This window comes from Micromonospora kangleipakensis (genome assembly GCF_004217615.1).
In the GTDB taxonomy this organism is placed as follows: Bacteria; Actinomycetota; Actinomycetes; order Mycobacteriales; family Micromonosporaceae; genus Micromonospora; species Micromonospora kangleipakensis.
The window spans coordinates 3,161,976-3,186,192 of the sequence record NZ_SHLD01000001.1 but is presented as its reverse complement, the minus strand read 5'-3'; the positions used below and the strand labels follow the sequence as shown (position 1 = coordinate 3,186,192).

Below are 24,217 nucleotides of genomic sequence, written 5' to 3'. Positions count from 1 at the left end.
AATCCACGTCAGGTGATACCGCCAGCCGGCGGAGGACGATCCCCTGACCGGGGCCTCGACCCGCCTCGGGACTAGAGCGGCTCCACCCCGGGCGGCAGGTCGTCGCTGCCGGTGGCGTCGTGGACGTACTCGAGCAGGATCCGCCGCAGTTCGCGGCCGGCGTGGGTGGGGACCACGTCCTTGCGGCGGGCCACCGCGATGGTCCGTCGTACGCCCGGCGGGGCGAGCCGGGTGACCCGGATGCCGGGCCGGCGGGCGACCACGATCCCGGGCACCAGGGCGGCGCCGAGCCCGGCCTCGACGAAGCTGAGCACGGCGTCCATCTCCCCGCCGTCGACCGACAGGGTCGGCTCGAAGCCGGCGTCCCGGCAGGCCTGGAGGGTGGCGTCACGCAGGTCGTAGCCCTCGCGGAACATGACGAGGGGCTGGTCGCGCAGGTCGGTGATGCGCAGCTCGCCGGTGCCCGAGGTGGCCGGCAGCGGGTCCACCGAGGCGACCACCAGGCTCTCCCGCAGGATCGGGTCGGCGCGCAGGCCGGGATCGATGCCCGCCGCCGGCATGATGATCAGCGCCAGGTCGAGGTCGCCGCGGACCAGGTCGCGGACCAGGTCCTGCGAGCCGCCCTCCTCCACCCGGAGGTCGACGGTGGGGTGGGCGTCGCGGAACCGGCGCAGCACCGGCGGGGCGAGCGAGGTGGCCAGGCTGGGGGTGGCGCCGAGCCGCACCCGGCCCCGGCGCAGCCCGACCAGCTCCTGCACCTCCCGGGTGGCCGTGTCGACGTCGGCGAGGATCCGCTTGGCCATCGGGAGCAGCACCTCGCCCGCGGCGGTGAGGGCGATGTTGCCCCTTACCCGTTCGAAGAGCGGGGCTCCGAGGTCGGTCTCCAGGGCGTGAATTTGCTTACTCAACGAGGGCTGGGTTATGCCTACCAGGTCGGCAGCTTGGGTGAAATGTCGTACTTCTGCGACCGCGACGAAGTACCGGAGCTGATGGAGCTGCATCTACATAGCCTACGGCTATCAAGACTGCGAGGTCGATGCATTGGACGACTGATCAAACTGCTCCTAGCGTCGGTCACGTGGTAATCACGAAAACTCGGTCGCCCATCCGCTCGAACGTCGGCCTGAAGGCCGTCATGGCGGTGACGGGCATTCTCCTGGCGCTGTTCCTGATCGCGCACATGCTCGGCAACCTGAAGGTGTTCACGGGGGAGACCTCGTTCGACCACTACGCGCACTGGCTGCGCGACATCGGCACGCCGCTGCTCCCCTCGACCTGGTACCTGTGGATCCAGCGGACCGTGCTGACCGTCGCCGTGCTGGCCCACATCGGCGCCGCGACCGTGCTCGCGATGCGTGCCCGCGCCGCCCGCCCGGTCCGGTACGCGCACCGCAAGAAGGTGCGGGGCAGCTACGCGGCCCGGACGATGCGCTGGGGTGGGGTGATCATCCTGCTCTTCGTGATCTACCACATCCTGGACCTGACCACCGGTCACCTGAACCCGCAGGGCGACGCCAGCAACCCGTACGGCAACGTGGTCGCCGACTTCGCGCCGGAGCGCTGGTACGTCACGCTCTTCTACGCCCTGGCGATCGTCACGCTCGGTTTCCACCTGCGTCACGGCGCCTTCAGCGCGTTCCGCAGCCTGGGCCAGCAGACCCCGAAGGGTGAGCGCCGGGCGCGCGCCGCGGCGCTGGTCTTCGCGGTCGTGCTCTGCGCCGGCTACCTGGTGGTTCCGTTCGCCGTACTCACCGGATTGGTGTCCTGACCATGGATCTCTTCATTGAGCGCGAGCCGATCGCCGACACCAGGGCTCCCGAGGGTCCGATCGAGACCCGCTGGGACCGCCGCCGCTTCGAGGCGAAGCTGGTCAACCCGGCCAACCGCCGCAAGATGACGGTGATCGTGGTGGGCACCGGCCTGGCCGGCGGCTCCGCCGCGGCCACCCTGGCCGAGCAGGGCTACCAGGTCAAGTCCTACTGCTACCAGGACAGCCCGCGCCGGGCCCACTCGATCGCCGCGCAGGGCGGCATCAACGCCGCCAAGAACTACCGCAACGACGGCGACTCGGTGCACCGGCTCTTCTACGACACCGTCAAGGGCGGCGACTTCCGCTCCCGGGAGTCGAACGTGCACCGGCTGGCCGAGGTCTCGGTCAACATCATCGACCAGTGCGTCGCGCAGGGCGTGCCCTTCGCCCGCGAGTACGGCGGCCTGCTCGACACCCGCTCGTTCGGCGGCGCGCAGGTACAGCGCACCTTCTACGCCCGGGGCCAGACGGGCCAGCAGCTGCTGCTCGGCGCGTACCAGGCGCTGGAGCGGCAGATCGGCCTCGGCAACGTGGAGATGAACGCCCGGCACGAGATGCTGGAGCTGATCGTCGTCGACGGCAAGGCCCGGGGCATCGTGGTCCGGGACCTGGTCACCGGCGAGATCACCACCGAGATGGCCGACGCGGTCGTGCTCGCCTCCGGCGGCTACGGCAACGTCTTCTACCTCTCCACCAACGCCAAGGGCTGCAACGTCACCGCCACCTGGCGGGCGCACCGCAAGGGCGCGTACTTCGCCAACCCCTGCTACACGCAGATCCACCCGACCTGCATCCCGGTCTCCGGCGACCACCAGTCGAAGCTGACCCTGATGAGCGAGTCGCTGCGCAACGACGGCCGGGTCTGGGTGCCGAAGGCCAAGGGCGACGACCGCAACCCGACGGACATCCCCGAGGACGAGCGGGACTACTACCTGGAGCGGATCTACCCCTCCTTCGGCAACCTGGTCCCCCGCGACATCGCCTCCCGCGCCGCGAAGAACGTCTGCGACGAGGGCCGCGGCGTGGGCCCGACCAAGCTCGGCGTCTACCTCGACTTCGCCGACGCGATCAACCGGCTCGGCCGCAAGGCGATCGAGGCCAAGTACGGCAACCTCTTCGAGATGTACGAGCGGATCACCGGCGAGGACCCGTACGAGGTTCCGATGCGGATCTACCCGGCCGTGCACTACACGATGGGCGGCCTCTGGGTCGACTACGACCTCCAGTCGACCATCCCGGGCCTGTTCGTGATCGGCGAGGCGAACTTCTCCGACCACGGCGCGAACCGGCTCGGCGCCTCGGCCCTGATGCAGGGCCTGGCCGACGGCTACTTCGTGCTGCCCAGCACCCTCGCCAACTACCTGGCCGCCGGCCCGTTCGAGAGGGTCGAGGCGAGCCACCCGGCGGTGGTGGAGGCGCGCGCCGACGTCGAGGACCGGATCCAGCGGCTGCTGGCCGTCAACGGCGACCGGACGGTGGACTCGTTCCACCGGGAGCTGGGCCAGATCATGTGGGAGCACTGCGGCATGGAGCGCTCCGAGGCCGGTCTCCGCAAGGCGATCGACGAGATCCGGGCGCTGCGCGAGCAGTTCTGGCAGCGGGTCCGCGTCCCGGGCGACGGCGAGGGGCTCAACCAGTCGCTGGAGAAGGCCGGCCGGGTGGCCGACTTCTTCGAGCTCGCCGAGCTGATGTGCATCGACGCCCTGCACCGCGAGGAGTCCTGCGGCGGCCACTTCCGGGCCGAGCACCAGACCCCCGACGGCGAGGCGCAGCGCGACGACGAGCACTTCGCGTACGTGGCGGCCTGGGAGTACACCGGCACCGGCGAGCCGTCCGTGCTGCACAAGGAAGACCTGAAGTTCGAATACGTCCACCCCACGCAGCGGAGCTACAAGTGAACCTGACCCTGCGCATCTGGCGCCAGAAGGGCCCTGAGGACAAGGGTCGGATGGTGACCTACCAGGTCGACGACGTCTCCCCGGACATGTCGTTCCTGGAGATGCTCGACGTGCTCAACGAGCGGCTGATCCTCGCCGGCGAGGAGCCGGTGGCGTTCGACCACGACTGCCGCGAGGGCATCTGCGGCATGTGCGGCCTGATGATCAACGGCGACGCGCACGGGCCGCAGCGCGGCACCACCGCCTGCCAGCTGCACATGCGGCAGTTCTCCGACGGCGAGACGATCGACATCGAGCCGTGGCGGGCCCGCGCCTTCCCGGTCATCAAGGACCTGGTGGTCAACCGGGGCGCCTTCGACAAGATCATCGCCGCTGGCGGGTACATCACCGCGCCGACCGGCAGCGCCCCCGAGGCGCACTCCACCCCGGTGGCCAAGGCCAACGCGGACGCCGCCTTCGAGTCGGCCGCCTGCATCGGCTGCGGCGCCTGCGTGGCGGCCTGCCCGAACGGCTCCGGCATGCTCTTCACCGCCGCCAAGCTCACCCAGCTCTCGCTGCTGCCGCAGGGCCAGCCCGAGCGGTACACCCGGGTGATCGGCATGGTCGACGCGCACGACGAGGCCGGCTTCGGCGGCTGCACCAACGCCGGTGAGTGCACCGCGGTCTGCCCGAAGGGCATCCCGCTGAACACCATCGGCCGGCTCAACCGCGACTACCTCGCGGCGACCGCCAAGCGCGGCGACACGCCGGGCTCCTGAGCCCGGCCGCCCCCAGCGCCGTCACCGACCGCCGTGCCCCAGCGAGGGGTACGGCGGTCGGACCGCTTCCGGGACCGGACGCCGGAACCGGACGGCTGGCCGCCGCACGCGACGGGCCCGTGGAGGGCGTGCTGTGGAGCTGAATCGTCCACGACATCACGGCGCGCCGGACGGAACCGCACCGGGCGAGGCCCGATTCGTTGCCGACATCAGCTCCAAAGGCTCTCCGGACAGCAGGGACGGGCCGTGGGGCAACGGCGGCGCCAGGGGATGCCAGGGCGGCGGGCCCTGAGCCCGGGGGCGCCGCCCACCGCCGGTTCAAGTCCCCGAGCGCGGGTAGCAGTCCGATGGAGGGCACCCGAAGAGGGAACATTCAGGCATGAAGGCACTGACGTGGCAGGGCAAGCGGCCCGCTCCCCCGCCACCCTCGCCGAGGTACGCGAGGAGTGCCGGGCCGGTCCGGCGCCGGCTGGGCTGAGCGCGAGGGCACGACGGCGCCGGGGTGGCTACCGTGTACTGCGGGACACGGCGGAGGGGACGACGATGGGCGAGACAGCGGATCGGGCGGTGGAGCGGGCGCTCGGCCGCCGACTGTGGCGGATGGCCGGGGTGGCGGCGCTGGCCGGCGTGGCCTGGGTGGGCCGCGACGTGCCGGCGCAGCTCGGCGGCCGGCTGACCGGCGCGCGGGCGGAGCGGGCGGCCCGCTCGCCCCGGTTCCGCGACGGCACCTTCCACAACCCGACGAGCACCCGCACGATGGTCGCCGACCCGGGCCGGAACCTGGTCAAGGAGCTGATCTTCGGCAAGCAGAAGCGGCGGCCCGACGGTGGGGTGCCGCTGCTGCGTCCGTCCGCCGCGCCCGCCGCCGACCCGGCCCGGGAGCTCAACGTCGTCTGGTACGGCCACGCCTCGGCGCTGATCGAGATCGAGGGGCGCCGGGTGCTGCTCGACCCGGTCTGGAGCGACCGGTGCTCCCCGTCAACCCGGGTCGGTCCGCGCCGGATCCACGAGCCGCCGGTACGCCTCGACGAGCTGCCCCCGGTGGACGCCATCCTGATCTCGCACGACCACTACGACCACCTCGACCTGGCGACCGTACGCGGGCTGGTGGCCCACCAGTCGGCGCCGTTCCTGGTGCCGCTCGGCGTCGGCGCCCACCTCGACCGGTGGGGCGTGCCCGAGGAGCGGATCGTCGAGCTGGACTGGTCGGAGAGCCATCAGATCGGCGACCTGACCATCACGGCCACCGCCGCCCAGCACTTCTCCGGCCGGGGGCTGCGCCGCGACGGCACGCTCTGGAGCTCCTGGGTGGTGGCCGGCGCGCACCGCAAAGCCTTCTACACCGGCGACTCCGGCTACTTCGAGGGGTACGCCGAGATCGGCGCCGAGCACGGGCCGTTCGACGTCACGCTGATGCAGATCGGCGCGTACGACCGGGCCTGGCCGAGCATCCACATGTTCCCCGAGGAGGCGGTCGCCGCCCACCTCGACCTGCGCGGCGGGCTGTTCATCCCGGTGCACTGGGCGACGTTCAACCTGGCCCTGCACGACTGGGCCGAGCCGGTGAACCGGCTCTGGGTGGAGGCGAAGGCCCGGGACGTCCGCCTGGCCGTGCCGCGCCCCGGCGAACGGGTGGTGGTGGACGACCCGCCGGCCGTGGACGGCTGGTGGCAGGCGATCGTCTGAGCGGTCCGGCGGTGGCCGGTGGCCTCAGAGCACGAAGGCGTCCGTCCAGAGGGCGCCGGAGCGGCCGGAGAGGGCGTCCAGCATGGCAACCGCCTGGCCGTCGGTGAGCTGCGCGACGAAGTCGACGATGGCCCGGCCCCGGGCCCGGCCGATCCGGTCCGGCGTACGCGGGTGCAGCTCCGCCTCGGCCAGCTCGACCAGGTCGTGCAGCCGGCGGGGCAGCCGGGACTCCTCCTCCGGGTCGAGCAGCCACTCCCAGAGCGCCTCCACCAGGGTGCCCAGCAGCCGGGCCTGACCGCGCTGGTGCAGGGCCAGGTCGGGGCGGGCCAGCACGAACCGGTGGTGGACGAACTTGAGCACCTGCACCTCGTGCCACTGCGCCTCGGCCAGCAGCACGTGGCCGACGCGGACGTTCGGGTCGGCGGTCACCGTGATCGACTCGACGAACCGGGTGGACCAGCGGGCGGAGAAGCGGGCCACGTACTGCTCCGCCTCGATCGAGCCGTCGAAGGGGAGCGCGAGCAGCCCCTCCACCAGCTCCTCGCGGACGTGCTCGACCGCGGCGGCGAACGCGTCGTCGTCGGCGATCCAGGCGTCCTTGCGGTGCAGCTGGCGGCGCAGCCGTTCGATCGCCGAGCCGGGGCGGCGGGCCGCGGCGGCCAGGGCGGCGTCGGTGATCGCCCGGAAGTGCCCGCTCTCCCGCTGCCAGGCCATCAGCTCGGCGGCCACCGCGCCCTGCTGGAGCACCCCGACCCGGTAGAAGTCCTCCACGTCGTGGATGGCGTAGGCGATGTCGTCGGCGGTGTCCATGATGGACGCCTCGGGGGTCTGCTGCCAGTCCGGGATCCGCCCGGCGAACGGCTCGCGGGCCTGCCGCAGGTCGTCCACCTCGGTCCGGTACGCGCCGAACTTCGACGACCCGCTCGCCGGGTCGTCCGGTGGCGGGGCGGCGCCGCGCGGCGCCGGGTCGAGCTGGCGCGGGTGCGGGTCCGGATGGTCGAGCCGGGTCCACGGGTACTTCAGCATCGCCGCCCGCACCGCGGCGGTGAGGTCCAGCCCGGTGGTCGCCGCGCCGCGGATCTCGGTGCTGGTGACGATGCGGTACGACTGCGCGTTGCCCTCGAAGCCGTCGGTCAGGCCGAGCCGCTGCCGGGCCAGCCGGTCCAGCACCCGCTCCCCGAGGTGGCCGAAGGGCGGGTGGCCGAGGTCGTGGGCGAGCGCGGCGGCCTCCACCACGTCCGGGTCGCAGCCACCCAGCTTCTCCAGCAGGACGCGGTGCTCCCCGTCGGCGGTGAGCCGTTCGGCGACCGCGCGGGCCACCTGGGCCACCTTCAGGCTGTGGGTGAGCCGGTTGTGCACCAGCAGGCCCGAACCACCCGGACTGACCACCTGGGTCACGCCGTTAAGCCGGGCGAAGAAGGGCGAGGCCACGATCCGGTCCCGGTCGGCCCGGAACGGGCTGGCGGCCAGGTCGCCGAGGGCTCGGGCGCTGCCGCCGAAGAGCCGCCGCGCCCGCGGGTCGGCAGGTGGTTCCATGATCGCCACGCTAGCGCAGCCGGCGGGGGCGGCGGCAGCCGTCCGGGCGGACCGGCAGAATGCACTGCGGAACCCACCCGAAAAGGCGGATCAGATCGTGACCCAGTCTGTGCACCAGCGGATCGCCGACGAGCTCGGCGTCGCCGAACGGCAGGTACGGGCGGCCGTGGAGCTGCTCGACGGCGGCGCCACCGTGCCGTTCATCGCCCGCTACCGCAAGGAGGCCACCGGCCTGCTCGACGACGCCCAGCTGCGCACCCTGGAGGAGCGGCTGCGCTACCTGCGCGAGCTGGACGAGCGGCGCGCCGCGGTGCTGGAGTCGATCCGGAGCCAGGGCAAGCTCGACGAGGCCCTGGAAGCCCAGATCATGGCGGCCGAGTCGAAGTCCCGGCTGGAGGACATCTACCTGCCGTACAAGCCGAAGCGGCGGACCCGGGCGCAGATCGCCCGCGAGGCCGGGCTGGAGCCCCTCGCCGACACGCTGCTGGCCGACCCGGCGCAGGACCCGCGCGCGACGGCCGCCGGCTTCGTCGACACGGACAAGGGCGTCGCCGACGCGGCCGCCGCCCTGGACGGCGCCCGCGCCATCCTCATCGAGCGCTTCGGCGAGGACGCCGACCTGATCGGCACGCTGCGCGAACAGATGTGGTCGCGGGGCCGGCTGGTCTCCCGGGTACGCGACGGCCAGGCGGCCGCCGGCGCGAAGTTCGCCGACTACTTCGACTTCGCCGAGCCGTTCACCCGGCTCCCCTCGCACCGGATCCTCGCCATGTTCCGGGGCGAGAAGGAGGGCGTGCTCGACCTGACCATGGACCCGGAGGCCGAGGGCGACTCGGACGCCGTGGCGACCGGCCCGAGCCGGTACGAGGCGGCCGTCGCCGGCCGCTTCGGCGTCAGCGACCAGGGCCGGCCGGCCGACAAGTGGCTGGCCGACACGGTGCGCTGGGCCTGGCGTACCCGGATCCTCATCCACCTCGGCGCGGACCTGCGGATGCGGCTCTGGCAGGCGGCCGAGGAGGAGGCCGTCCGGGTCTTCGCCACCAACCTGCGTGACCTGCTGCTCGCCGCGCCCGCCGGCACCCGGCCCACCATGGGCCTCGACCCGGGCCTGCGGACCGGCGTGAAGGTCGCCGTGGTGGACGCCACCGGCAAGGTGGTCGCCACCGACACGATCTACCCGCACGAGCCGCGCCGACAGTGGGACGCCTCCGTCGAGACGCTGGCGAAGCTGGCCGGGGCGCACGGAGTCGAGCTGATCGCCATCGGCAACGGCACCGCCAGCCGGGAGACCGACAAGCTCGCCGGTGACCTGATCAAGCGGTACCCGCAGCTCGACCTCACCAAGGTGGTGGTCTCCGAGGCCGGCGCGTCGGTCTACTCCGCCTCCGCGTACGCCTCACAGGAGCTGCCCGGGCTGGACGTGTCGCTGCGCGGCGCGGTCTCCATCGCCCGCCGGCTCCAGGACCCCCTCGCCGAGCTGGTGAAGATCGACCCGCGCTCGATCGGCGTCGGGCAGTACCAACACGACCTCTCCGAGGTCAAGCTGTCCCGCTCGCTGGACGCGGTGGTGGAGGACTGCGTCAACGGGGTCGGGGTGGACGTCAACACCGCCTCCGCTCCCCTGCTCACCCGGGTCTCCGGCATCGGCGCCGGGCTGGCCGAGAACATCGTGCTGCACCGGGACGCCAACGGCCCGTTCCGCACCCGGGCGGAGCTGAAGAAGGTGGCGCGGCTCGGCCCGAAGGCGTTCGAGCAGTGCGCCGGCTTCCTGCGCATCCCCGGCGGCGACGACCCCCTCGACTCGTCCAGCGTGCACCCGGAGGCGTACCCGGTGGTGCGGCGGATCCTGGCCAGCACCGGGCAGGACCTGCGCTCGCTGATCGGGAAGTCGGCGATCCTGCGCGGGCTGAAGGCGACCGACTTCGTCGACGACACCTTCGGCCTGCCCACCGTCACCGACATCCTGCGCGAGCTGGAGAAGCCGGGCCGCGACCCGCGACCGGCGTTCAAGACGGCCACCTTCGCCGAGGGCGTCGAGAAGATCAGCGACCTGGTCCCCGGCATGCTGCTGGAGGGCGTGGTCACCAACGTGGCGGCGTTCGGCGCCTTCGTCGACGTCGGGGTGCACCAGGACGGCCTGGTGCACGTCTCGGCGATGTCGAGCACCTTCGTCAAGGACCCCCGGGACGTGGTGAAGTCCGGCGACGTGGTCCGGGTCAAGGTGCTCGACGTCGACGTGCCCCGCAAGCGGATCTCGCTGACCCTGCGGCTGGACGATGAGACCTCGGGCGGCAGCGGTCGACCGCAGGGCGACGGCGGTGGACGCGAGCGCGGTGGCCGGCGGAGCGACCAGGGCGGTGCGCGCGGTGGTCAGAGCGCGGCGGCGCGCGGCGACCGGGGTGGCCGGCAGCAGCGGCAGGGTGGGGCCGCAACGGCCGACAGCGCTATGGCCGACGCGCTGCGCCGGGCCGGTCTGGCCTGACCGCCGGCGGCCCGGGACCCCCGTCGGTGCCGGGCCGCCGACTCAGTTCCCGTTGATCGCGGACGGGTTCTGGCTCAGCCAGTCGTCCATCCTGTCATTTTTCACCGCCGCGAAGAGCTTCGCCGAGGCGGCCAGGTCAGGGAAGATCACACTCTGGTCGCCGACCATGCCGGTGCCGGTGGTGGGGCTGGTCAGCATGGTGAGGTCGCCGGACCGGATCTGGCGCAGATTCCACACGGTGTCGAACACCGACAGGTTCCGGTCCACCTGCACGGCACCGGCGGTGGCTCGCAGGAAGTCGTTGAGCTGTCCAGGGTTGGTCATGACGCCCTTCCGGCTGGCCTCCTGCATCACCGCGGCGATGATCGCCTGCTGGTGCCGCATCCGGCTGTAGTCGCCGTCGGTGAACTGCTTACGCTGCCGGGCGTAGTCCAGCGCCAGGTCGCTGTTCATGTGGTGCACCCCTGGTTGCAGGACCCCGTCGGGGGCGAGGTCCGACTTGAACGGCTTGTCGACGGTGACGTCCACGCCACCGAGGACATCGATCACCTTGCCGAAGCCCGCGAAGTCCACCACGACGACGTGGTCGACGCGTACCCCGGTGAATCCCTCGATCGTGCGGACCAGCAGGGGCGCCCCGCCCCAGGCGTACGCCGCGTTGATCTTCGCCTTCTTCGGCCCGCCGCCGTTCTCGGGCAGCGACTGCGGAACTGTGGTCCAGGTGTCCCGCGGGATCGAGATGAGCTGCGCCCGGTCCCGGCTGTGCGGCACGTGGACCAGCATGATCGTGTCGGTGCGCGAGACGTTGTCGCCCGGCTCGGACCTGTCCTTGCCGACCACCAGGAAGTTGCGCGCCGAATCCGCCGCCCGTACCGGCCGCTGCTCCTCCTGCAGACCCTGGAACGCGTCGACCTTGTCGACCTGGTTCTCCAGCGATCGCACGTACAGCCAGCTGCCGAGGCCACCGCCGCCGATCACCACGAACGCCAGGATCACGATCACTGCCGCCACCTGCGCCCATCGCCGCCGGGGCCACCACCGTCGGCGGCGTCCACCCGACCCGGCCAGGTGCCCGTTCGGGTCCCACGGCGGCCGCGACGTCTGCCCCGTCCCGCCGGGACGAACCTTTTCCACCATGGAAACGGAGGATACGCCACGGAAACCCACAAAGGGGTAAAACGGGCAGGCTGGCCCCGGCCTGTGCAGGCCGCGCCGGTTGCCGTCGCGTACCGTCTGTCCGGTGGACGACTGGCGTGCGCAGCGGGAGCGGGCGGTACGGGCGCACGCGGCCGCCGAGGAGCGGCGCCGGGCCGACGAGGCGGCGGAGGCCGCCCGGCTGGTGGTCTGGTTCGCGGCGGAGGCGGACCGGCGCGGCCTGCGCCGCACCCGGCTCACCGTCCAGCCTCACCATGGCGGCGGCCGGTACCGCAGCCGGCTCACCGGGTGGTACGTCGACCGGGCCCGCAGGCGGGCCGTCGACGCGCGGGGGAACTTCTATCTGTTGGCCGTACCGCCCAGCCTCCGGGCACGCCTTTTCGGCGCCGACCCGCAACCGCAGCCGGCACCGCTGATCGTCGGGCAGGGCGGACGCGACGGCGAGTCCATCCCGCTCCGCACGCTCCTCACCCGCCGACTGGACGCCGGCGACGACTGGCCCTGACCGGCCCGGTGGTCCGCCGCGCCACGTTCCACCACCAGAGCTGCTGCACGCCGAGGGTGAGCAGCCCCGCGATGACGATGGCGCAGAGGTTGATGACGAGTTGCAGCGCCGAGCCCGCGGCCTCGTGCCACACCCCATACGCGGTGGCGACGGCGACGTTCGCGGCTGCCGGCACGGTGGTCACCGAGATCAGCACGCCGACCAGCGAACCCGACTTCTTCGCGGTCAGTGAGAGCATGCCGGCGACCCCGGCCAACAGCCCGATCACCCAGGAGAGCGCGTCGGGCCGCCAGATGAAGTCGGTCAGCGGACGCTCGGCGAGCAGCATCTGCCGCCCGACCAGGCCGGCCGCGGTCAGCGCCCAGGTGCTCAGCACGGTGACCGCCATGGCCGCCAGGAAGCCGACCACCAGGGCCTGCACCGAGCGAACGATGATCCGCCGGTTGCGCCGCAGCAGCGCGACGCAGAGGGCGGCGAGCGGCCCGAACTCCGGACCCACCACCATCGCGCCGACGATGAGGATCGGCTGGTCCAGCAGGACGCCGACGCCGGCGATCATCGTGGCGACCATGATCAGTACGAGGTAGGTGCCGGTGAGCACGGTCTGTTCGCCGGTCTTCGCGGCGATCTCGTCCCACACCACGGCGTCCTCACCGTGCCCCGGAGCCTCGCGGGCGGCCTTCTCCGCCGCGGCGGAGACCGTCAGCTCGACGTCGTCGGCGGAGATCCCACCGCGCGCCTCCACCCCGAGCTCCTGGAGCCGGCGCAGCACCTGGTCGGCGCTCTCCCGCACCACGTCGCAGAGGATCAGGTCCCCCGGGGGCCGTCGGGCGGCGCCGGGAAGCACCGCCAGATGGGCCACGCCGGCCTCTTCGGCGAGCAGATCCGTCACCGCCTTCGCCTCGTCGGTCGGGGCGATGATCCTCAGGTGCAGCATTCCTCCCCCGTCCTGACGCACGGCAGGTCCGGCCGGACCACTGTACGGGCGACGCCCGGTCGAGCGGCATCGCGGACGGGCCGGTGCGGTGCCCGCAGCCGGGAGCCAGGTGGCGGTGACCGAATCACCAGCATTGTCATGACTGCGGGCAAAACAGTCACAAAGCGTCCCTTGTCTCGTTAGGTCAGCGAGAAGCCGCCCAGCCGGTCAGACCGGTCTGTGCCGGGTAACGCGATCAGCACCGGAGGTCGACCGATGACGTTCCCGGACCGGGTGAGCGCACCTGTGGTCCGCCAACCCGGACCCGATCCGACGGCCGAGCGGATCCTCCTGTCGCCCCCCGACGTCGGCGCGCTCGAGGAGTCGTACGTCCTGAACGCGCTCCGGTCCGGTTGGGTGGCGCCCGCCGGCCCCGACCTCGACGCCTTCGAACGCGAGGTCGCCCAGCGGGTCGGTTGCTCGCACGCGGTGGCGCTCTCCTCCGGCACCGCCGGACTTCACCTGGCGCTGGTCGCGCTCGGCGCCGGCCCCGGGGACGTCGTGGTGGTGCCGACCCTGACGTTCGCGGCGACGGCCAACGCCGTGGTGTACACGGGAGCGGAACCGATCTTCGTCGACTGCGAGCCGGCAACGGGCAATCTGGATCTCGACCTTCTCCACGATCTGCTCCGTGACCTGCAGCTACGGGGTCGCCGGGTCGCCGCCGTGCTGCCCGTGGACATCTTCGGCAGTTGCGCCGACTACGGCCGGATCCTGCCGCTCTGCGCGGAGGCCGGAGTGCCGGTGGTGGAGGATGCCGCCGAGGCGCTCGGCGCGGTCCACGCCGGACGCGCCGCCGGCTCTTTCGGCCGGGCGGCGGTCGTCTCGTTCAACGGCAACAAGATCATTACCACCTCGGGCGGCGGAATGCTGCTGTCCGACGACGCCGAGCTCGTGGCCCGCTGTCGCTACCTGTCGACCCAGGCCCGTCAGCCGGTCACCCACTACGAGCACACCGAGGTGGGCTACAACTACCGGTTGAGCAACCTGCTCGCCGCCCTGGGCAGGGCCCAGTTGCGCCGCCTGGACGAGATGATCGCCCGGCGCCGGCGCCTGCGGGAGCGCTACGCGAAACTGTTCGCCGTGGTCCCGGGGGTCCGCCTGCTCGCGGACGAGGACGAGGGGAGCAACTGCTGGCTCACCGCGATCGTCGTCGATCCAGCCGTCGCCGGCTGGCGGGCGCGGGATCTCGCCGACCATCTCGGCGCACTGAGGATCGAGACGCGGCCGGTGTGGAAACCCATGCATCTGCAACCGGTCTTCGCCGGCGCGCGGTCACTGCTCACCGGAGCGGCGGAACGACTCTTCGCGGACGGTCTGGTCCTGCCCAGTGGTTCCGCGCTGAGCGAGCGCGAGACCGTCCGCGTCCTCAACGCGACGCGGCAGTTCCTCAACGGCCGCTGAGGGACGCGGAATCGACAAGTGCCCGGACGGGCTTGGGCGGAGCCGGGCGTCCCGGCCTGGCATGACAGCCCGGGGGTCGGCCCCTCCCGTCTCCGGGACGGGCCGGGCGCCGTGCTATCGGGCGGGCACTGGAGCATCGTGTCGCCTGCAATCAGCGCAGCTCTGGAACGGCAGGGTGCACGGCTGGCGAAGGCGATCGCGGGAACACTGCTCCGAGCCACTCCCTTTACTGGTAGAACCAGAACGATTTGCCTAGGCGCCGGAGAAGCATTAGCTGACCCACCGGGGTGAGGGTGCAGCTGCCGAAGGAAGGACGGTTGTTACGATGCGAATTTCGCTATGGGATGCGCGCGATCCGGAAACAGCTTCCGAATGGCGCTCACGTTGTGCGAACTGGCCGGCCCGCGAGGTCTTCGCCGATCCAGCTTACGTGCGACTCTTCGCCACCGAACGGGATCAACCGCTCGCAGCCTTCGCAGAGACCGATTCGGGATTCATTCTTTACCCGTTCGTCCTCAGGCCGATCGCCGCTCCGCACCTGTGCGGACAGTCGCGTCCGAGCTTCGACATCACCAGCGCGTACGGTTACGCTGGCGCTTTCACCAGCGGCGCCACCGACGTCGACGCCAAGAGCTTCTGGAGCGCCTTCGACGAGCTCTGCCGGGAACGCCGCGTCATCGCGGAGTTCACCAGGCTGTCCCTGTTCGAGTCGGAGCGCCTCGCCCCGCCGGCGCTCATGACCCAGAAACTGACCAACGTAGTTGTGGACCTCCGCATGCCGGAGGACCAACTGTGGCGCGAATTCGAGTCAAAGGTACGGCGCAACGTCAACAAGGCGACGCGTAGCGGGGTGCAGATCGAGGTCGACGAGGACGGCCGGCGATTGACAGATTTCGTACGCATTTACACTGACACGATGCGGCGGCGACAGGCGGCGGAGAACTACTACTTCCCACGTTCGTTCTTCGAGGCGATCGTGCGCGATCTGCCCGGGCAGTTCACCTTCTTCCATGCCCTGCACGACGGGCGCGTCATCTCGACAGAACTGGTGCTGGTCTCCGGCCTGAGCCTCTATTTCTATCTCGGCGGCACGGACGAGGCCTTTTTCGACCTCCGCCCGAACGAACTGTTGAAGTTCGAGGTGATGCGGTGGGGTCGTGCACGCGGGAAAGAGCGCTACGTGCTCGGCGGCGGGTACGCCCCTGACGACGGAATCTTCCGGTACAAGAAAGCCTTCGCCCCCCAGGGGCTGCTTCCCTATCACGTCGCCTCTCGCGTGCTCGACGCAGAGCGGTACGAGTCACTGGTGCGGGCACACCTGGCCGAAGGACGGCGGCGGGACGAGGCATGGCAACCGGACGACAGCTTCTTCCCCACGTACCGGCGCCCCTTGCCCTCGAGCAGGCCCGAAGGCGATTAATCACCCGATAGGCGGCAAAGCACCGCGCATGGCGGATTGTGCGTTCCACGAACTGCACGACCAGCCCCTGGTCTCGACCGAACTCGTTCTCATCTCCGCCGACGCGGGTACTCGTACCTGGGCGGGACCGCGCGATCCGCCTTCGACCTGCGCCCCAACGGCCTGGTGAAGTTCGAGGTCATCCGGTGGGGACGGGAGCACGGGACGAGGCACTCCGTACTCGGCGGTGGATATGCGGCCGGCGACGGCATCTTGGCCTACAAGCGAGCCTTCGCCTCGACGGCCTGGTGCCTCAATCGGTCGGCAGCAGGGTGTTCGACGAGCAGACGTACGCCCACCTGGCGACGCGCACCACACGCAGGGGCGGCGTCGGCTCGCTGGTTGGCATCCAGATCCGGCTTCTTCCCCGGGTACCGCCGGCACCTGCCGTCCGCACCGGCTTGACCAAGACTCCCCGCGGCCCACCGACGCCGGGAACGGGCCCGCCACGGCGCCCCCGTCGGTCCGAACACGCCGATGTCGAGCGTGCCGCCGGCAACGCTTCGACGCGATCGCCGGATTAGTACGACTTGGTGGTTTTGACAGCATTCGCCCGGATAACCAGATACGGTCACACTAGCGCCGTCAATCAGACATATCGGTCCGGCCCCCGGGCCGACCACGGATGCGTTGCATTGGCAGGTTGCGACGAGCTTCCGTCCGGCGCGGCGCGCCTCACGGTGACTACGGGGTCGCCGGGGCAACGCGGACGGCATTTCGGAAGTCGGGCTCCGCCCGGCTGCCGCGCGAAGCCATGCCCGGACGCCAGCGGATCACATGGCTGACGCGACGACTGAATTGTGGGGAGCACCATCGTGGCCACTGAACGGCATCCGTACGACCGGCTCAAGCGGGCACTCGACATCTTCATCGCCAGTCTCGCGCTGCTGGTCCTGTCACCGGTCCTGCTGGGCGTGAGCGTCGCGGTTGCGCTGGCGATGGGCCGCCCTGTGCTCTTCCGGCAGAGCAGGCCGGGACGCTACGGCGCATTGTTCGAGCTGCGGAAGTTCCGGACGATGCACCCGCCAGGTCGAGGTCGGGTCAGTGACGGCGAACGACTGACCCGCTTCGGCAGGTGGCTGCGCCTGACCAGTTTGGACGAGCTGCCGACGCTGTGGAATGTGCTGCGGGGCGACATGAGTCTGGTAGGACCGCGCCCCCTCCTGGTGCAGTACCTCGACCGGTACACCCCGAAGCAGGCGCGCCGCCACGAGGTGCGTCCTGGCGTGACCGGACTGGCCCAGGTCCGCGGTCGCAACGCGCTGAGCTGGGAGGAGAAGTTCGCCTACGACGTGCGGTACGTCGACGGGCGGTGTCTCTGGCTCGATCTGCGCATCCTGTTGGAGACGGTGGTCAAGGTCGCGCGGCGCGACGGCATCACGGCTGACGGCCACGCAACCGCCCCCGAGTTCCTCGGCACCGCACGGTCGCTGGCGGACGCCAGCCGTGGCGGCACCTCACGCGACGCGAGCTGGAGAACCTGAGCCCTCGGGGCTCGGACCGTCGTCCTGGCCCGGCGCGTGATGGAGCGGGCCGACGCCTGCCACACTCCCCTGCCCCTTCACGCAGAACATCCTATTTCTTCCGATTGTTGGGATTCTATACACTGACGGGCGTAAGCTCCCTGTTTATGCAGGAGAGCGCTAGTTGGAGGGCACATATGGGGGTTGAGAAGCTGGTCGTCATCGGCCAGGGGTACGTCGGTCTCCCGCTGGCCATGAGAGGGGTGGAGGCCGGGTTCGATGTAGTCGGCATCGACCTCGACGAGAGTCGCGTCAAGCGGCTCACCTCGGGCGAATCGTTCGTCGAGGACATCCCCGCCGACCGGCTCGGCCGGGCCTTGGGCACGGGTCGCTACCACCCCACCACCGAGTACGCGGACGCCGCCGGCTTCGACGTCTGCGTCATCACCGTCCCCACACCGCTCCGCGACGGAACCCCCGATGTCAGTTACATCGAGCAGGCCGGTGTCAGTCTCGGCCCGCACCTCAGCCGCGGGTGCACGGTGATCCTGGAGTCAACCACCTACCCGGGCACCACCGAGGAACTGCTCCGTCCGCTGCTGGAGACGGCCAGCGGGCTGCAGAGCCCGGGCGAGTTCCACCTGGGATACAGCCCGGAACGCATCGATCCGGGCAATCCGAGGTGGCGGCTGGAAAACACCCCGAAGGTGGTGTCCGGGATGGACGCCGCGGCCTTGCGCCGGGTGGACGGGTTCTACCAGCGGATCGTCCAGCGGACCGTCCCGGTCGACTCGACCCGGGTGGCGGAACTCGCCAAGCTGATCGAAAATACCTTCCGGCAGGTCAACATCGCCCTGATCAACGAACTGGCGGTGCTGTCGCACGAACTCGGCGTAGACGTGTGGCAGGCGATCGACGCCGCAGCGACCAAGCCGTTCGGCTTCATGTCGTTTCGGCCGGGCCCGGGCGTCGGCGGGCACTGCCTGCCGATCGACCCCTGCTACCTGTCCTGGCAGGTGAAACGGACCCTCGGCCGGCAGTTCCGGTTCGTGGAACTGGCCAACGACATCAACCACGAAATGCCCGAGCACGTGGTACAGCGGATCATGACTGGGCTCAACCGGCACGGCCGGCCCGTCAACGGGTCCCAGCTGCTGATACTCGGTCTGGCGTACAAGAAGAACACCGGCGACATGCGCGACTCCCCGGCCATCGAGATCACCCGCCGGCTCCAGCTGCTCGGCGCCCGGGTACGCGCCGTCGAGCCGTACGCCGAGCCGCACCACATCCCCGACGGCGTCGAGGTGGTGGACCTCACCGAACGCGAACTGCGGGCGGCGGATGCGACGGTGGTGGTCACCGACCACGACAGCCTCGACTACGAGCTGGTCGTGCGCTGCGCGCGCTACGTCTTCGACGCCCGCGATCGCTGCCGAGGCGACAACGTCGAGCGGCTCTGATCGCGGCGCACCGACGCCCGGACTTGGACCGCCAAACCAGCCACGCTAGTGGCCGTCAGTGACCGGCACGCCGCGCCAGGCGGACAAATAATTACCTTACGCCCAGATGTGGTATAGATCGGACAGAAGCGGCCGAAGACACCGGGCGATCGCGACGGTCGCCGTACGGGGGGAAAGTCGATGGGAAACACCAGTCTGCGCACCATCGCCGCGGACACTCGCGCCCTGGGCCTGTCGGCACCGCTGCGCGCGGCGTACGAGATGTCGAAGCGCGGCGGATTCCACGCCGTCCTGTTTCGCGGCGGGGCGCACTGGCGCCACCCGGCCACGCCGGTGCCGCTGACCAACACGCTGCCCACCGGCGACGAGGTGGGGCAACGGTGCCTCGACGACGCCCGGCGTGTGCTGCGACAGGGGCTACGCGTCTTCGGGCGCCGGGTGGCGACCGGCGTATCGGAGCCGTGGTGCACCGACCCGCTGACGGAGCGGCCATGGCCGGCGCGCGAGCCGTGGTGGCGGATCGACATCCGTTCCGAGGCGCGGCTGTCGGACGTCAAGCACGTCTGGGAGGCGGCACGCCACCGTGACCTGGTCGTCCTGGCGCGCGCGGCCCGCCTCGACCCCGCCGGACCGTGGCTGGACAGGCTCGCCTGCCTGCTGCGGTCCTGGTGCGAGCAGTCACCGCCGGAGCAGGGCGTGAACTGGTACTCGAGCCTCGAACTTGCCCTGCGCGCGATCGCCTGGAACCAGATCCTGGTGCTGGCCGGCGAGCGGCTCCCCCGCGACGTGGTGACCGCCATGGAGCGGCTGCTGCTGGCCAGCGCCCGGCACCTGATGGTCGAGCTGCCTTACACGTTAAGCAGCATGCGTAACAACCACCTGCTCGGCGACGCGCTCGGGTTGATCGTGCTGTCGCGCATGTTTCCCACCGAGCGGCGCGCGACGTGGTGGGCACGCACCGGCGAGAAGATGTTCGCGGCCCAGCAGCGCCGGCACTTCGCGCCCGACGGCCGGATGATCGAGGATTCGCTGTCGTACCACCGCTTCGTCCTCGAGATGCTCATCGTGCGGGTGATGCTTGGCGGCGCGCCGGCCGACGTGCAACGTGACCTTCATGCGGCCAGCCTGCACCTGGCTCGGCTTGGCGTGTTCGACGGCGACGTGCCGCAGTACGGCGACTGGGACGAGGGACGCGTGCTCGCGTCATCCGGCGACCCGCTCGACGTGGCCGGATCGGTCGCGCTCGGCCTGATGCTGTGCGGCGAGCGGGTGCCACCGCGGTGGTACGCCGACTTCGACGAACTGGCGTGGTACGCGCCCGTACCGCCGGAGGAGACCGCGCCTGGGGCGGCCGCGCCGATCACCTACACCCGGCCGGAGGCGACGACCTCCGGTGGCATCGCACGCGTCGAGCGCGGGCCGTGGCGCGTGTGGTTCAAAGTCGACAGTGGCCCCTCGCACGGGCACGCCGACCTGACCTCGGTTTGGATCAAGCACGGCGGCACGTGGTTGATCGCCGATCCCGGCACGGGTGCGTACAACGGCCCGCTGGAGATACGGAACGGGCTGCGTACCTCCGCCGCCCACCCGGTGCGCCGGCCGGACGGGCGCGACCAACTCGTACCGCATCGCGCGTTCCGCTGGCTCAACACCGGCCGTGGGTACCTGGGGCCGCCGCTCGTGCTGCCGGACCGCACTATCGTGTTCGGCTGGCACGACGCGTACGCGCGCGGCCAGCGACCGGTGCGCGTCGGCCGCGCCGTCGTCGTGGCCACTGATTACGTGGCGATCGTCGAGTTCGCCGACCCGCCGGGTACCGCCAAGTGCTGGTCGCTGACCATCCCGTTGCATCCGGACGTCACGGTGGAGAACAACACCCTCATCGCCGGCGAGAGCACTCTCGAATTGTTCGGGCTGGACGGGCATACGGCGGTGCGCGGGCGGAAGACGCCGTTCGCGGGCTGGCACAGCCGCACCTACGGGCACTGGGAGCCGGCGACGTGGATCACGGCCGAGAGCCGGGCCGACACCGCGGTCTGGGGGCTCGGGACGGTACCCGGATCGCTGACCGAACCGACCGCGCTCGACGGTCTCCGGTTCGAGGTGAATTGGGATAGCGCCGGCGCATGCCTCGTCGTCACCCACATCGCATCGGGAGAAGTCCATCACGTGAGAGCGCCGCAATGACGCAACACACGGTCCTCGTCTTCAACCACTTCGCCGTGCCTCCGGGCTATCCGGGCGGTACCCGGCATGTCGAGCTGTTCAGCCGGCTACCCGGGTGGTCATACGTGATCATCGCGGGCCGCCGCAACATGGTAACCGGGCTGCCGCAGCGAGCGGAGCCAGGATTCCGTCCGGTCGCCGTGACGCCGTACCGGGGCAACGGTCTGGGCCGGGTGGTCAACTGGGCCAGCTACGCGGTAACGGCCACGGCGGCCGGCCTGCTGCAACCCCGCCTCGATGTCGTGTACGCGTCCTCGCCGCACCTGCTGGCCGGCCTGTCCGGCTGGATCGTGGCGGCGGTCCGGCGCGTGCCGTTCGTCCTGGAGATCCGGGACCTGTGGCCGCGCGTGCTCGTCGACATGGGACGGCTTGCGGAAACATCACTGACGTACCGTGCGCTGGAGCGCGTGGAGCGGTTCCTGTACCGGCACGCCGACCGCGTGGTCATCATGGCACCGGGCGTACGGGCGGCGGTCGAGGGCAAGGGCGCCGCGCCGGAGAAGATCGCCTTCATCCCCAACGCGGCCGACCCGGAGGACTTCGTGCCCAGCGCCGATCGCGACGAGCTGCGGCGGCGGTACGGATTCACCCGCCGCACCGCCATCTACGCGGGAGCGCACGGCCCGGCCAACGGGCTCGACCTGCTCTTGGACGCGGCCAAGGCGGTACCTGACCTCGACGTCGTGCTGGTGGGGTCGGGTGTGGAGAAGCCGCGCCTGCAGGTGGCGGCACACGGCATCCGCAACGTGCGCTTCCTCGACCCGGTACCGAAGACCGAGATCCCCGACATTCTCCACGCGGCAGACATCGGCCTGCACGTACTCGCCGACGTCGAACTGTTCCGCGCCGGGGTCAGCCCCAACAAGGTGTTCGACTACCTGGCCGCCGGATTGCCGATCGTCACCAACAGCCCGGGCACGGTCGGCGACCTCGTCATGGGGGCCGGCGCCGGGTACCTGACCGCCCCGGGCAACCTTGCCCACGGTCTCAGCCAGATGTACCAGGCGAGCAGCGAGGAGTTGACGAAGATGGGCGCGGCCGGCCGGCGGTGGATACGGGAAAACCAGTCGCGTACGGCGATGTCCCGCGCCCTCGGGCAACTCCTCGCCCCACTGGTCCAGCGCGCAGGGGGGGCGTCGTGCTGAGCATCGTCTGGCGCGCCGCCGGGTTGCTCGACCCAGGTACCCGGCGCGGGCTGGTCCTGGGCATTCCGGTCGCGCTCGCGGTGACCCTGCTCGAACTGGCCGGCTTCCTGGCGCTGGCCGCGGTCGTGCAGGTGCTCGCGGCACCGCAGCTCCTGCACGAGGCCGGACCGGACACCCTGGTGGGGCTGGCCCGCCGCGTCGCGCACCCGCACGGACTCACCGACTTCGTGGCGACGGTGGGCGGCGTCGCCGTCACGCTGCTCGTCTCGCGCGGTATCGCGGCTTGCGCGCTCGCGTGGTGGCAGGCCGGGCTGCTGGCCCGCGCCGAGGCGACCCTGTCGGCCAGGCTCTTCCGCACGTTCATGGGCACCAGCTACGAGTTCCACCTGCAACGCCACTCGGCCGACCTGATGCGCACCGTCATCATGTCGGTCCGCTACCTGACATCGCGCGTCCTGCTTCCCGGCACCACGATCATCATCGACGCGTCCCTGATCCTCGGCCTGGCCATGGCGCTGCTGGTCATGGAACCGGTGACGGCGCTCGTGTCGATCGGCGCGCTCGGCGGCGCGATGGGGACGTACCTGTTCCTGGTCCGCAGGTGGGCGCGGCGCATGGGGGTCGACGACGAGCGGCTGATGTCGCGTGATCAGCGCATCATCCAGGAGGGCCTGCGGGCGGTGAAGGTGCTGACCACCCTGGGCCGGCGCGGCGCCGTGGTGCGGCGGTTCGAGACGGCACGCAGCGAGCACACCTATGCGCTTCGCGGGCTGTTCTTCATCTCCAACCTGTCGCGGTATTACCTGGAGTCCGTGGTGCTGCTCGTCATGGCGGCGGCCGCCGGCACGGCGATCCTGGGCGACGCCGACGTACTCGCGTCGGTCGGGGTCATCCTCGCCGGGTCGATGCGGCTCCTGCCGTCGGTGCAACGCGTCCTCGCGATGGCCAACCTGGTTCGCGTGGGCGTGGGAAGCCTCGAACAGGTGGAGAAGGATCTCGCCGCGGCGGGCAACGACATCAAGAGATCGGCGGAGCACGACGACCCGCAGCCGGTCACCTTCGAGCGGTGCATCGAGTTTCGCGACCTGACCTACCGGTACCCGGCCGCACCCACCCCTGCGCTCGACTCGATCAATCTCACCGTCGGGATCGGCGAGTCCGTCGGCATCGTCGGCCCGTCCGGATCGGGGAAGACGACCCTGGTGGATGTCCTGCTGGGACTGCTCCAACCCACCTGTGGCGGCATCTACATCGACGGCGTGAGAATCACCCCCGAGCTGGTGCACGGCTGGCGCGCCCGGATCGGGTACGTCCCGCAGGACACGGTGATCATCGATGACACGGTACGCCGCAACGTCGCGCTCGGGCTCGACGACGACGAGATCGACGACGTTGCCGTCGAGCGCGCCATCGCGCAGGCGCAACTGCTCGACACCGTACTCGCGATGCCCGACGGCTTCGACAGCATGCTCGGCGAGCACGGTGTCCGGCTCTCGGGCGGGCAGCGGCAACGCATCGGGATCGCGCGGGCCTTGTACCTGCACCCGGACGTGCTGGTCCTCGATGAGGCCACGGCCGCGCTCGACACCGAGACGGAGAAGCAGATCGTCGAGACCATCGAGAAGCTGTACGGCAAGATCACCGTATTGGTCATCGCGCACCGGTTGAGCACGGTCCAGCGGTGCGACACCCGCGTGGTCCTCGACCGGGGACACGTCACCAACCGCCGAGGCCCCGACGCGCAACCGGTGGGCCAACCGGCCAGATGACGGCGGCGATCAGGACGAGGCTGACCCGGCAGCGGGGTGCGCGTTTGGCGTAGCGGATGGCCAGGTCACGCCACTGTGCGCTGGGCGTCACGCCCGCCCGGGGGTTGACTGCCGAATCGTCCCGGAACCGCGTTCGCGGCGATCGTCCTGGCGGCCGGCCAACGCCTTCGCTTGCCGCAGCAATATCCGTCCGCGCAATTTCTGTCAGTCAGCCTTGCGGCCCGCCGGCACTCTCTAGGATGGGCCTGGCCGAGTTCTCATAGCTATGAATCCCAGAAACGTTCATGATCAGATTCAACGGGAGCGCCTGTGTGCAAGATGGACTGGTTCGGAGCAGTTGGGAATATCAATGGCGGCGGTGATCTTTGGTCAGACAGCGCCCTCCCGAATGCGTTGGCGACCGACCTTTCCGAGACAGGCTCGCCAAGCGGCACACTGACGGCCACCTGGAACGGTAGGTCGTGACGGCGCGCGACAAGTTCCTC

The 24,217-nt window shown here is 70.7% G+C and carries 17 protein-coding genes; 13 read left to right on the top strand and 4 right to left on the bottom strand.

The window, feature by feature from the left end:
• Positions 1 to 71: 71 nt before the first annotated feature.
• On the bottom strand, positions 72 to 1,001 hold the full coding sequence (locus EV384_RS15230; protein ID WP_130333982.1) for a LysR family transcriptional regulator: 930 nt from the start codon (positions 999 to 1,001) through the stop codon (positions 72 to 74).
• 35 nt (positions 1,002 to 1,036) lie between these two features.
• Here EV384_RS15230 and EV384_RS15225 point away from each other — a divergent pair, with 35 nt between their 5' ends.
• The 4 genes from EV384_RS15225 (at position 1,037) to EV384_RS15210 (ending at position 6,152) form a co-directional block, all read left to right on the top strand.
• Positions 1,037 to 1,768: a succinate dehydrogenase cytochrome b subunit gene (locus tag EV384_RS15225; protein WP_207232333.1), complete on the top strand. Its 732-nt coding sequence runs from the start codon at positions 1,037 to 1,039 to the stop codon at positions 1,766 to 1,768.
• Positions 1,769 to 1,770: 2 nt separating this feature from the next.
• Positions 1,771 to 3,708: a fumarate reductase/succinate dehydrogenase flavoprotein subunit gene (locus tag EV384_RS15220; protein WP_130333980.1), complete on the top strand. Its 1,938-nt coding sequence runs from the start codon at positions 1,771 to 1,773 to the stop codon at positions 3,706 to 3,708.
• The gene (locus tag EV384_RS15215) at positions 3,705 to 4,466 is read left to right on the top strand and encodes a succinate dehydrogenase/fumarate reductase iron-sulfur subunit (protein ID WP_130333978.1); all 762 of its coding nucleotides are present in this window, start codon (positions 3,705 to 3,707) and stop codon (positions 4,464 to 4,466) included. The genes EV384_RS15220 and EV384_RS15215 overlap by 4 nt, the downstream gene beginning before the upstream one ends.
• Positions 4,467 to 5,066: 600 nt before the next feature.
• A complete protein-coding gene (locus tag EV384_RS15210) occupies positions 5,067 to 6,152 on the top strand; it encodes an MBL fold metallo-hydrolase (protein ID WP_207232601.1) in 1,086 nt (361 codons plus the stop codon).
• Between the two features lie 24 nt (positions 6,153 to 6,176).
• On the opposite strand, the gene EV384_RS15205 is transcribed toward EV384_RS15210, so the two are convergent.
• The gene (locus EV384_RS15205) at positions 6,177 to 7,688 is read right to left on the bottom strand and encodes a deoxyguanosinetriphosphate triphosphohydrolase family protein (protein WP_130333976.1); all 1,512 of its coding nucleotides are present in this window, start codon (positions 7,686 to 7,688) and stop codon (positions 6,177 to 6,179) included.
• A gap of 97 nt (positions 7,689 to 7,785) precedes the next feature.
• Between EV384_RS15205 and EV384_RS15200 the strand changes: the two genes are divergently transcribed.
• Positions 7,786 to 10,170 carry a Tex family protein gene (locus EV384_RS15200; RefSeq protein ID WP_242624074.1) on the top strand — a complete coding sequence of 795 codons (2,385 nt, stop codon included), beginning with the start codon at positions 7,786 to 7,788 and terminating at the stop codon, positions 10,168 to 10,170.
• Between the two features lie 42 nt (positions 10,171 to 10,212).
• Here EV384_RS15200 and EV384_RS15195 read toward each other — a convergent pair whose 3' ends face one another.
• Positions 10,213 to 11,172: an LCP family protein gene (locus tag EV384_RS15195; protein ID WP_130333974.1), complete on the bottom strand. Its 960-nt coding sequence runs from the start codon at positions 11,170 to 11,172 to the stop codon at positions 10,213 to 10,215.
• A gap of 238 nt (positions 11,173 to 11,410) precedes the next feature.
• Between EV384_RS15195 and EV384_RS15190 the strand changes: the two genes are divergently transcribed.
• Positions 11,411 to 11,830, top strand: coding sequence for a hypothetical protein (locus EV384_RS15190; RefSeq protein ID WP_207232332.1), 420 nt, complete (start codon positions 11,411 to 11,413; stop codon positions 11,828 to 11,830).
• On the opposite strand, the gene EV384_RS15185 is transcribed toward EV384_RS15190, so the two are convergent.
• On the bottom strand, positions 11,793 to 12,767 hold the full coding sequence (locus tag EV384_RS15185) for a DUF389 domain-containing protein (RefSeq protein ID WP_130333970.1): 975 nt from the start codon (positions 12,765 to 12,767) through the stop codon (positions 11,793 to 11,795). The two genes, EV384_RS15190 and EV384_RS15185, sit on opposite strands and share 38 nt — an antisense overlap.
• A gap of 255 nt (positions 12,768 to 13,022) precedes the next feature.
• Between EV384_RS15185 and EV384_RS15180 the strand changes: the two genes are divergently transcribed.
• The 7 genes from EV384_RS15180 (at position 13,023) to EV384_RS15150 (ending at position 23,732) form a co-directional block, all read left to right on the top strand.
• Positions 13,023 to 14,210 carry an aminotransferase class I/II-fold pyridoxal phosphate-dependent enzyme gene (locus EV384_RS15180; RefSeq protein ID WP_130333968.1) on the top strand — a complete coding sequence of 396 codons (1,188 nt, stop codon included), beginning with the start codon at positions 13,023 to 13,025 and terminating at the stop codon, positions 14,208 to 14,210.
• 325 nt (positions 14,211 to 14,535) lie between these two features.
• On the top strand, positions 14,536 to 15,630 hold the full coding sequence (locus tag EV384_RS15175) for a lipid II:glycine glycyltransferase FemX (RefSeq protein WP_130333966.1): 1,095 nt from the start codon (positions 14,536 to 14,538) through the stop codon (positions 15,628 to 15,630).
• Positions 15,631 to 16,484: 854 nt separating this feature from the next.
• The gene (locus EV384_RS15170) at positions 16,485 to 17,153 is read left to right on the top strand and encodes a sugar transferase (protein ID WP_207232331.1); all 669 of its coding nucleotides are present in this window, start codon (positions 16,485 to 16,487) and stop codon (positions 17,151 to 17,153) included.
• Between the two features lie 176 nt (positions 17,154 to 17,329).
• Complete coding sequence (locus tag EV384_RS15165) at positions 17,330 to 18,592, top strand: nucleotide sugar dehydrogenase (RefSeq protein WP_130333964.1); 1,263 nt, start codon at positions 17,330 to 17,332, stop codon at positions 18,590 to 18,592.
• Between the two features lie 438 nt (positions 18,593 to 19,030).
• Positions 19,031 to 20,779: a heparinase II/III domain-containing protein gene (locus EV384_RS15160; RefSeq protein ID WP_165439947.1), complete on the top strand. Its 1,749-nt coding sequence runs from the start codon at positions 19,031 to 19,033 to the stop codon at positions 20,777 to 20,779.
• Positions 20,776 to 21,963: a glycosyltransferase family 4 protein gene (locus tag EV384_RS15155; RefSeq protein WP_130333960.1), complete on the top strand. Its 1,188-nt coding sequence runs from the start codon at positions 20,776 to 20,778 to the stop codon at positions 21,961 to 21,963. Before EV384_RS15160 ends, EV384_RS15155 begins: the two co-directional genes overlap by 4 nt.
• A complete protein-coding gene (locus EV384_RS15150; RefSeq protein ID WP_165439946.1) occupies positions 21,957 to 23,732 on the top strand; it encodes an ABC transporter ATP-binding protein in 1,776 nt (591 codons plus the stop codon). The genes EV384_RS15155 and EV384_RS15150 overlap by 7 nt, the downstream gene beginning before the upstream one ends.
• Positions 23,733 to 24,217 lie beyond the last annotated feature (485 nt).

What these genes read in the sequence shown, in the direction of transcription:
- EV384_RS15230 (WP_130333982.1), bottom strand. Translation starts at nt 1,001, where the DNA reads ATGCAGCTCCATCAGCTCCGGTACTTCGTCGCGGTCGCAGAAGTACGA.
- EV384_RS15225 (WP_207232333.1), top strand. Translation starts at nt 1,037, where the DNA reads ATGCATTGGACGACTGATCAAACTGCTCCTAGCGTCGGTCACGTGGTA.
- EV384_RS15220 (WP_130333980.1), top strand. Translation starts at nt 1,771, where the DNA reads ATGGATCTCTTCATTGAGCGCGAGCCGATCGCCGACACCAGGGCTCCC.
- EV384_RS15210 (WP_207232601.1), top strand. Translation starts at nt 5,067, where the DNA reads ATGGCCGGGGTGGCGGCGCTGGCCGGCGTGGCCTGGGTGGGCCGCGAC.
- EV384_RS15205 (WP_130333976.1), bottom strand. Translation starts at nt 7,688, where the DNA reads ATGGAACCACCTGCCGACCCGCGGGCGCGGCGGCTCTTCGGCGGCAGC.
- EV384_RS15185 (WP_130333970.1), bottom strand. Translation starts at nt 12,767, where the DNA reads ATGCTGCACCTGAGGATCATCGCCCCGACCGACGAGGCGAAGGCGGTG.
- EV384_RS15180 (WP_130333968.1), top strand. Translation starts at nt 13,023, where the DNA reads ATGACGTTCCCGGACCGGGTGAGCGCACCTGTGGTCCGCCAACCCGGA.
- EV384_RS15175 (WP_130333966.1), top strand. Translation starts at nt 14,536, where the DNA reads ATGCGAATTTCGCTATGGGATGCGCGCGATCCGGAAACAGCTTCCGAA.
- EV384_RS15165 (WP_130333964.1), top strand. Translation starts at nt 17,330, where the DNA reads ATGGGGGTTGAGAAGCTGGTCGTCATCGGCCAGGGGTACGTCGGTCTC.
- EV384_RS15155 (WP_130333960.1), top strand. Translation starts at nt 20,776, where the DNA reads ATGACGCAACACACGGTCCTCGTCTTCAACCACTTCGCCGTGCCTCCG.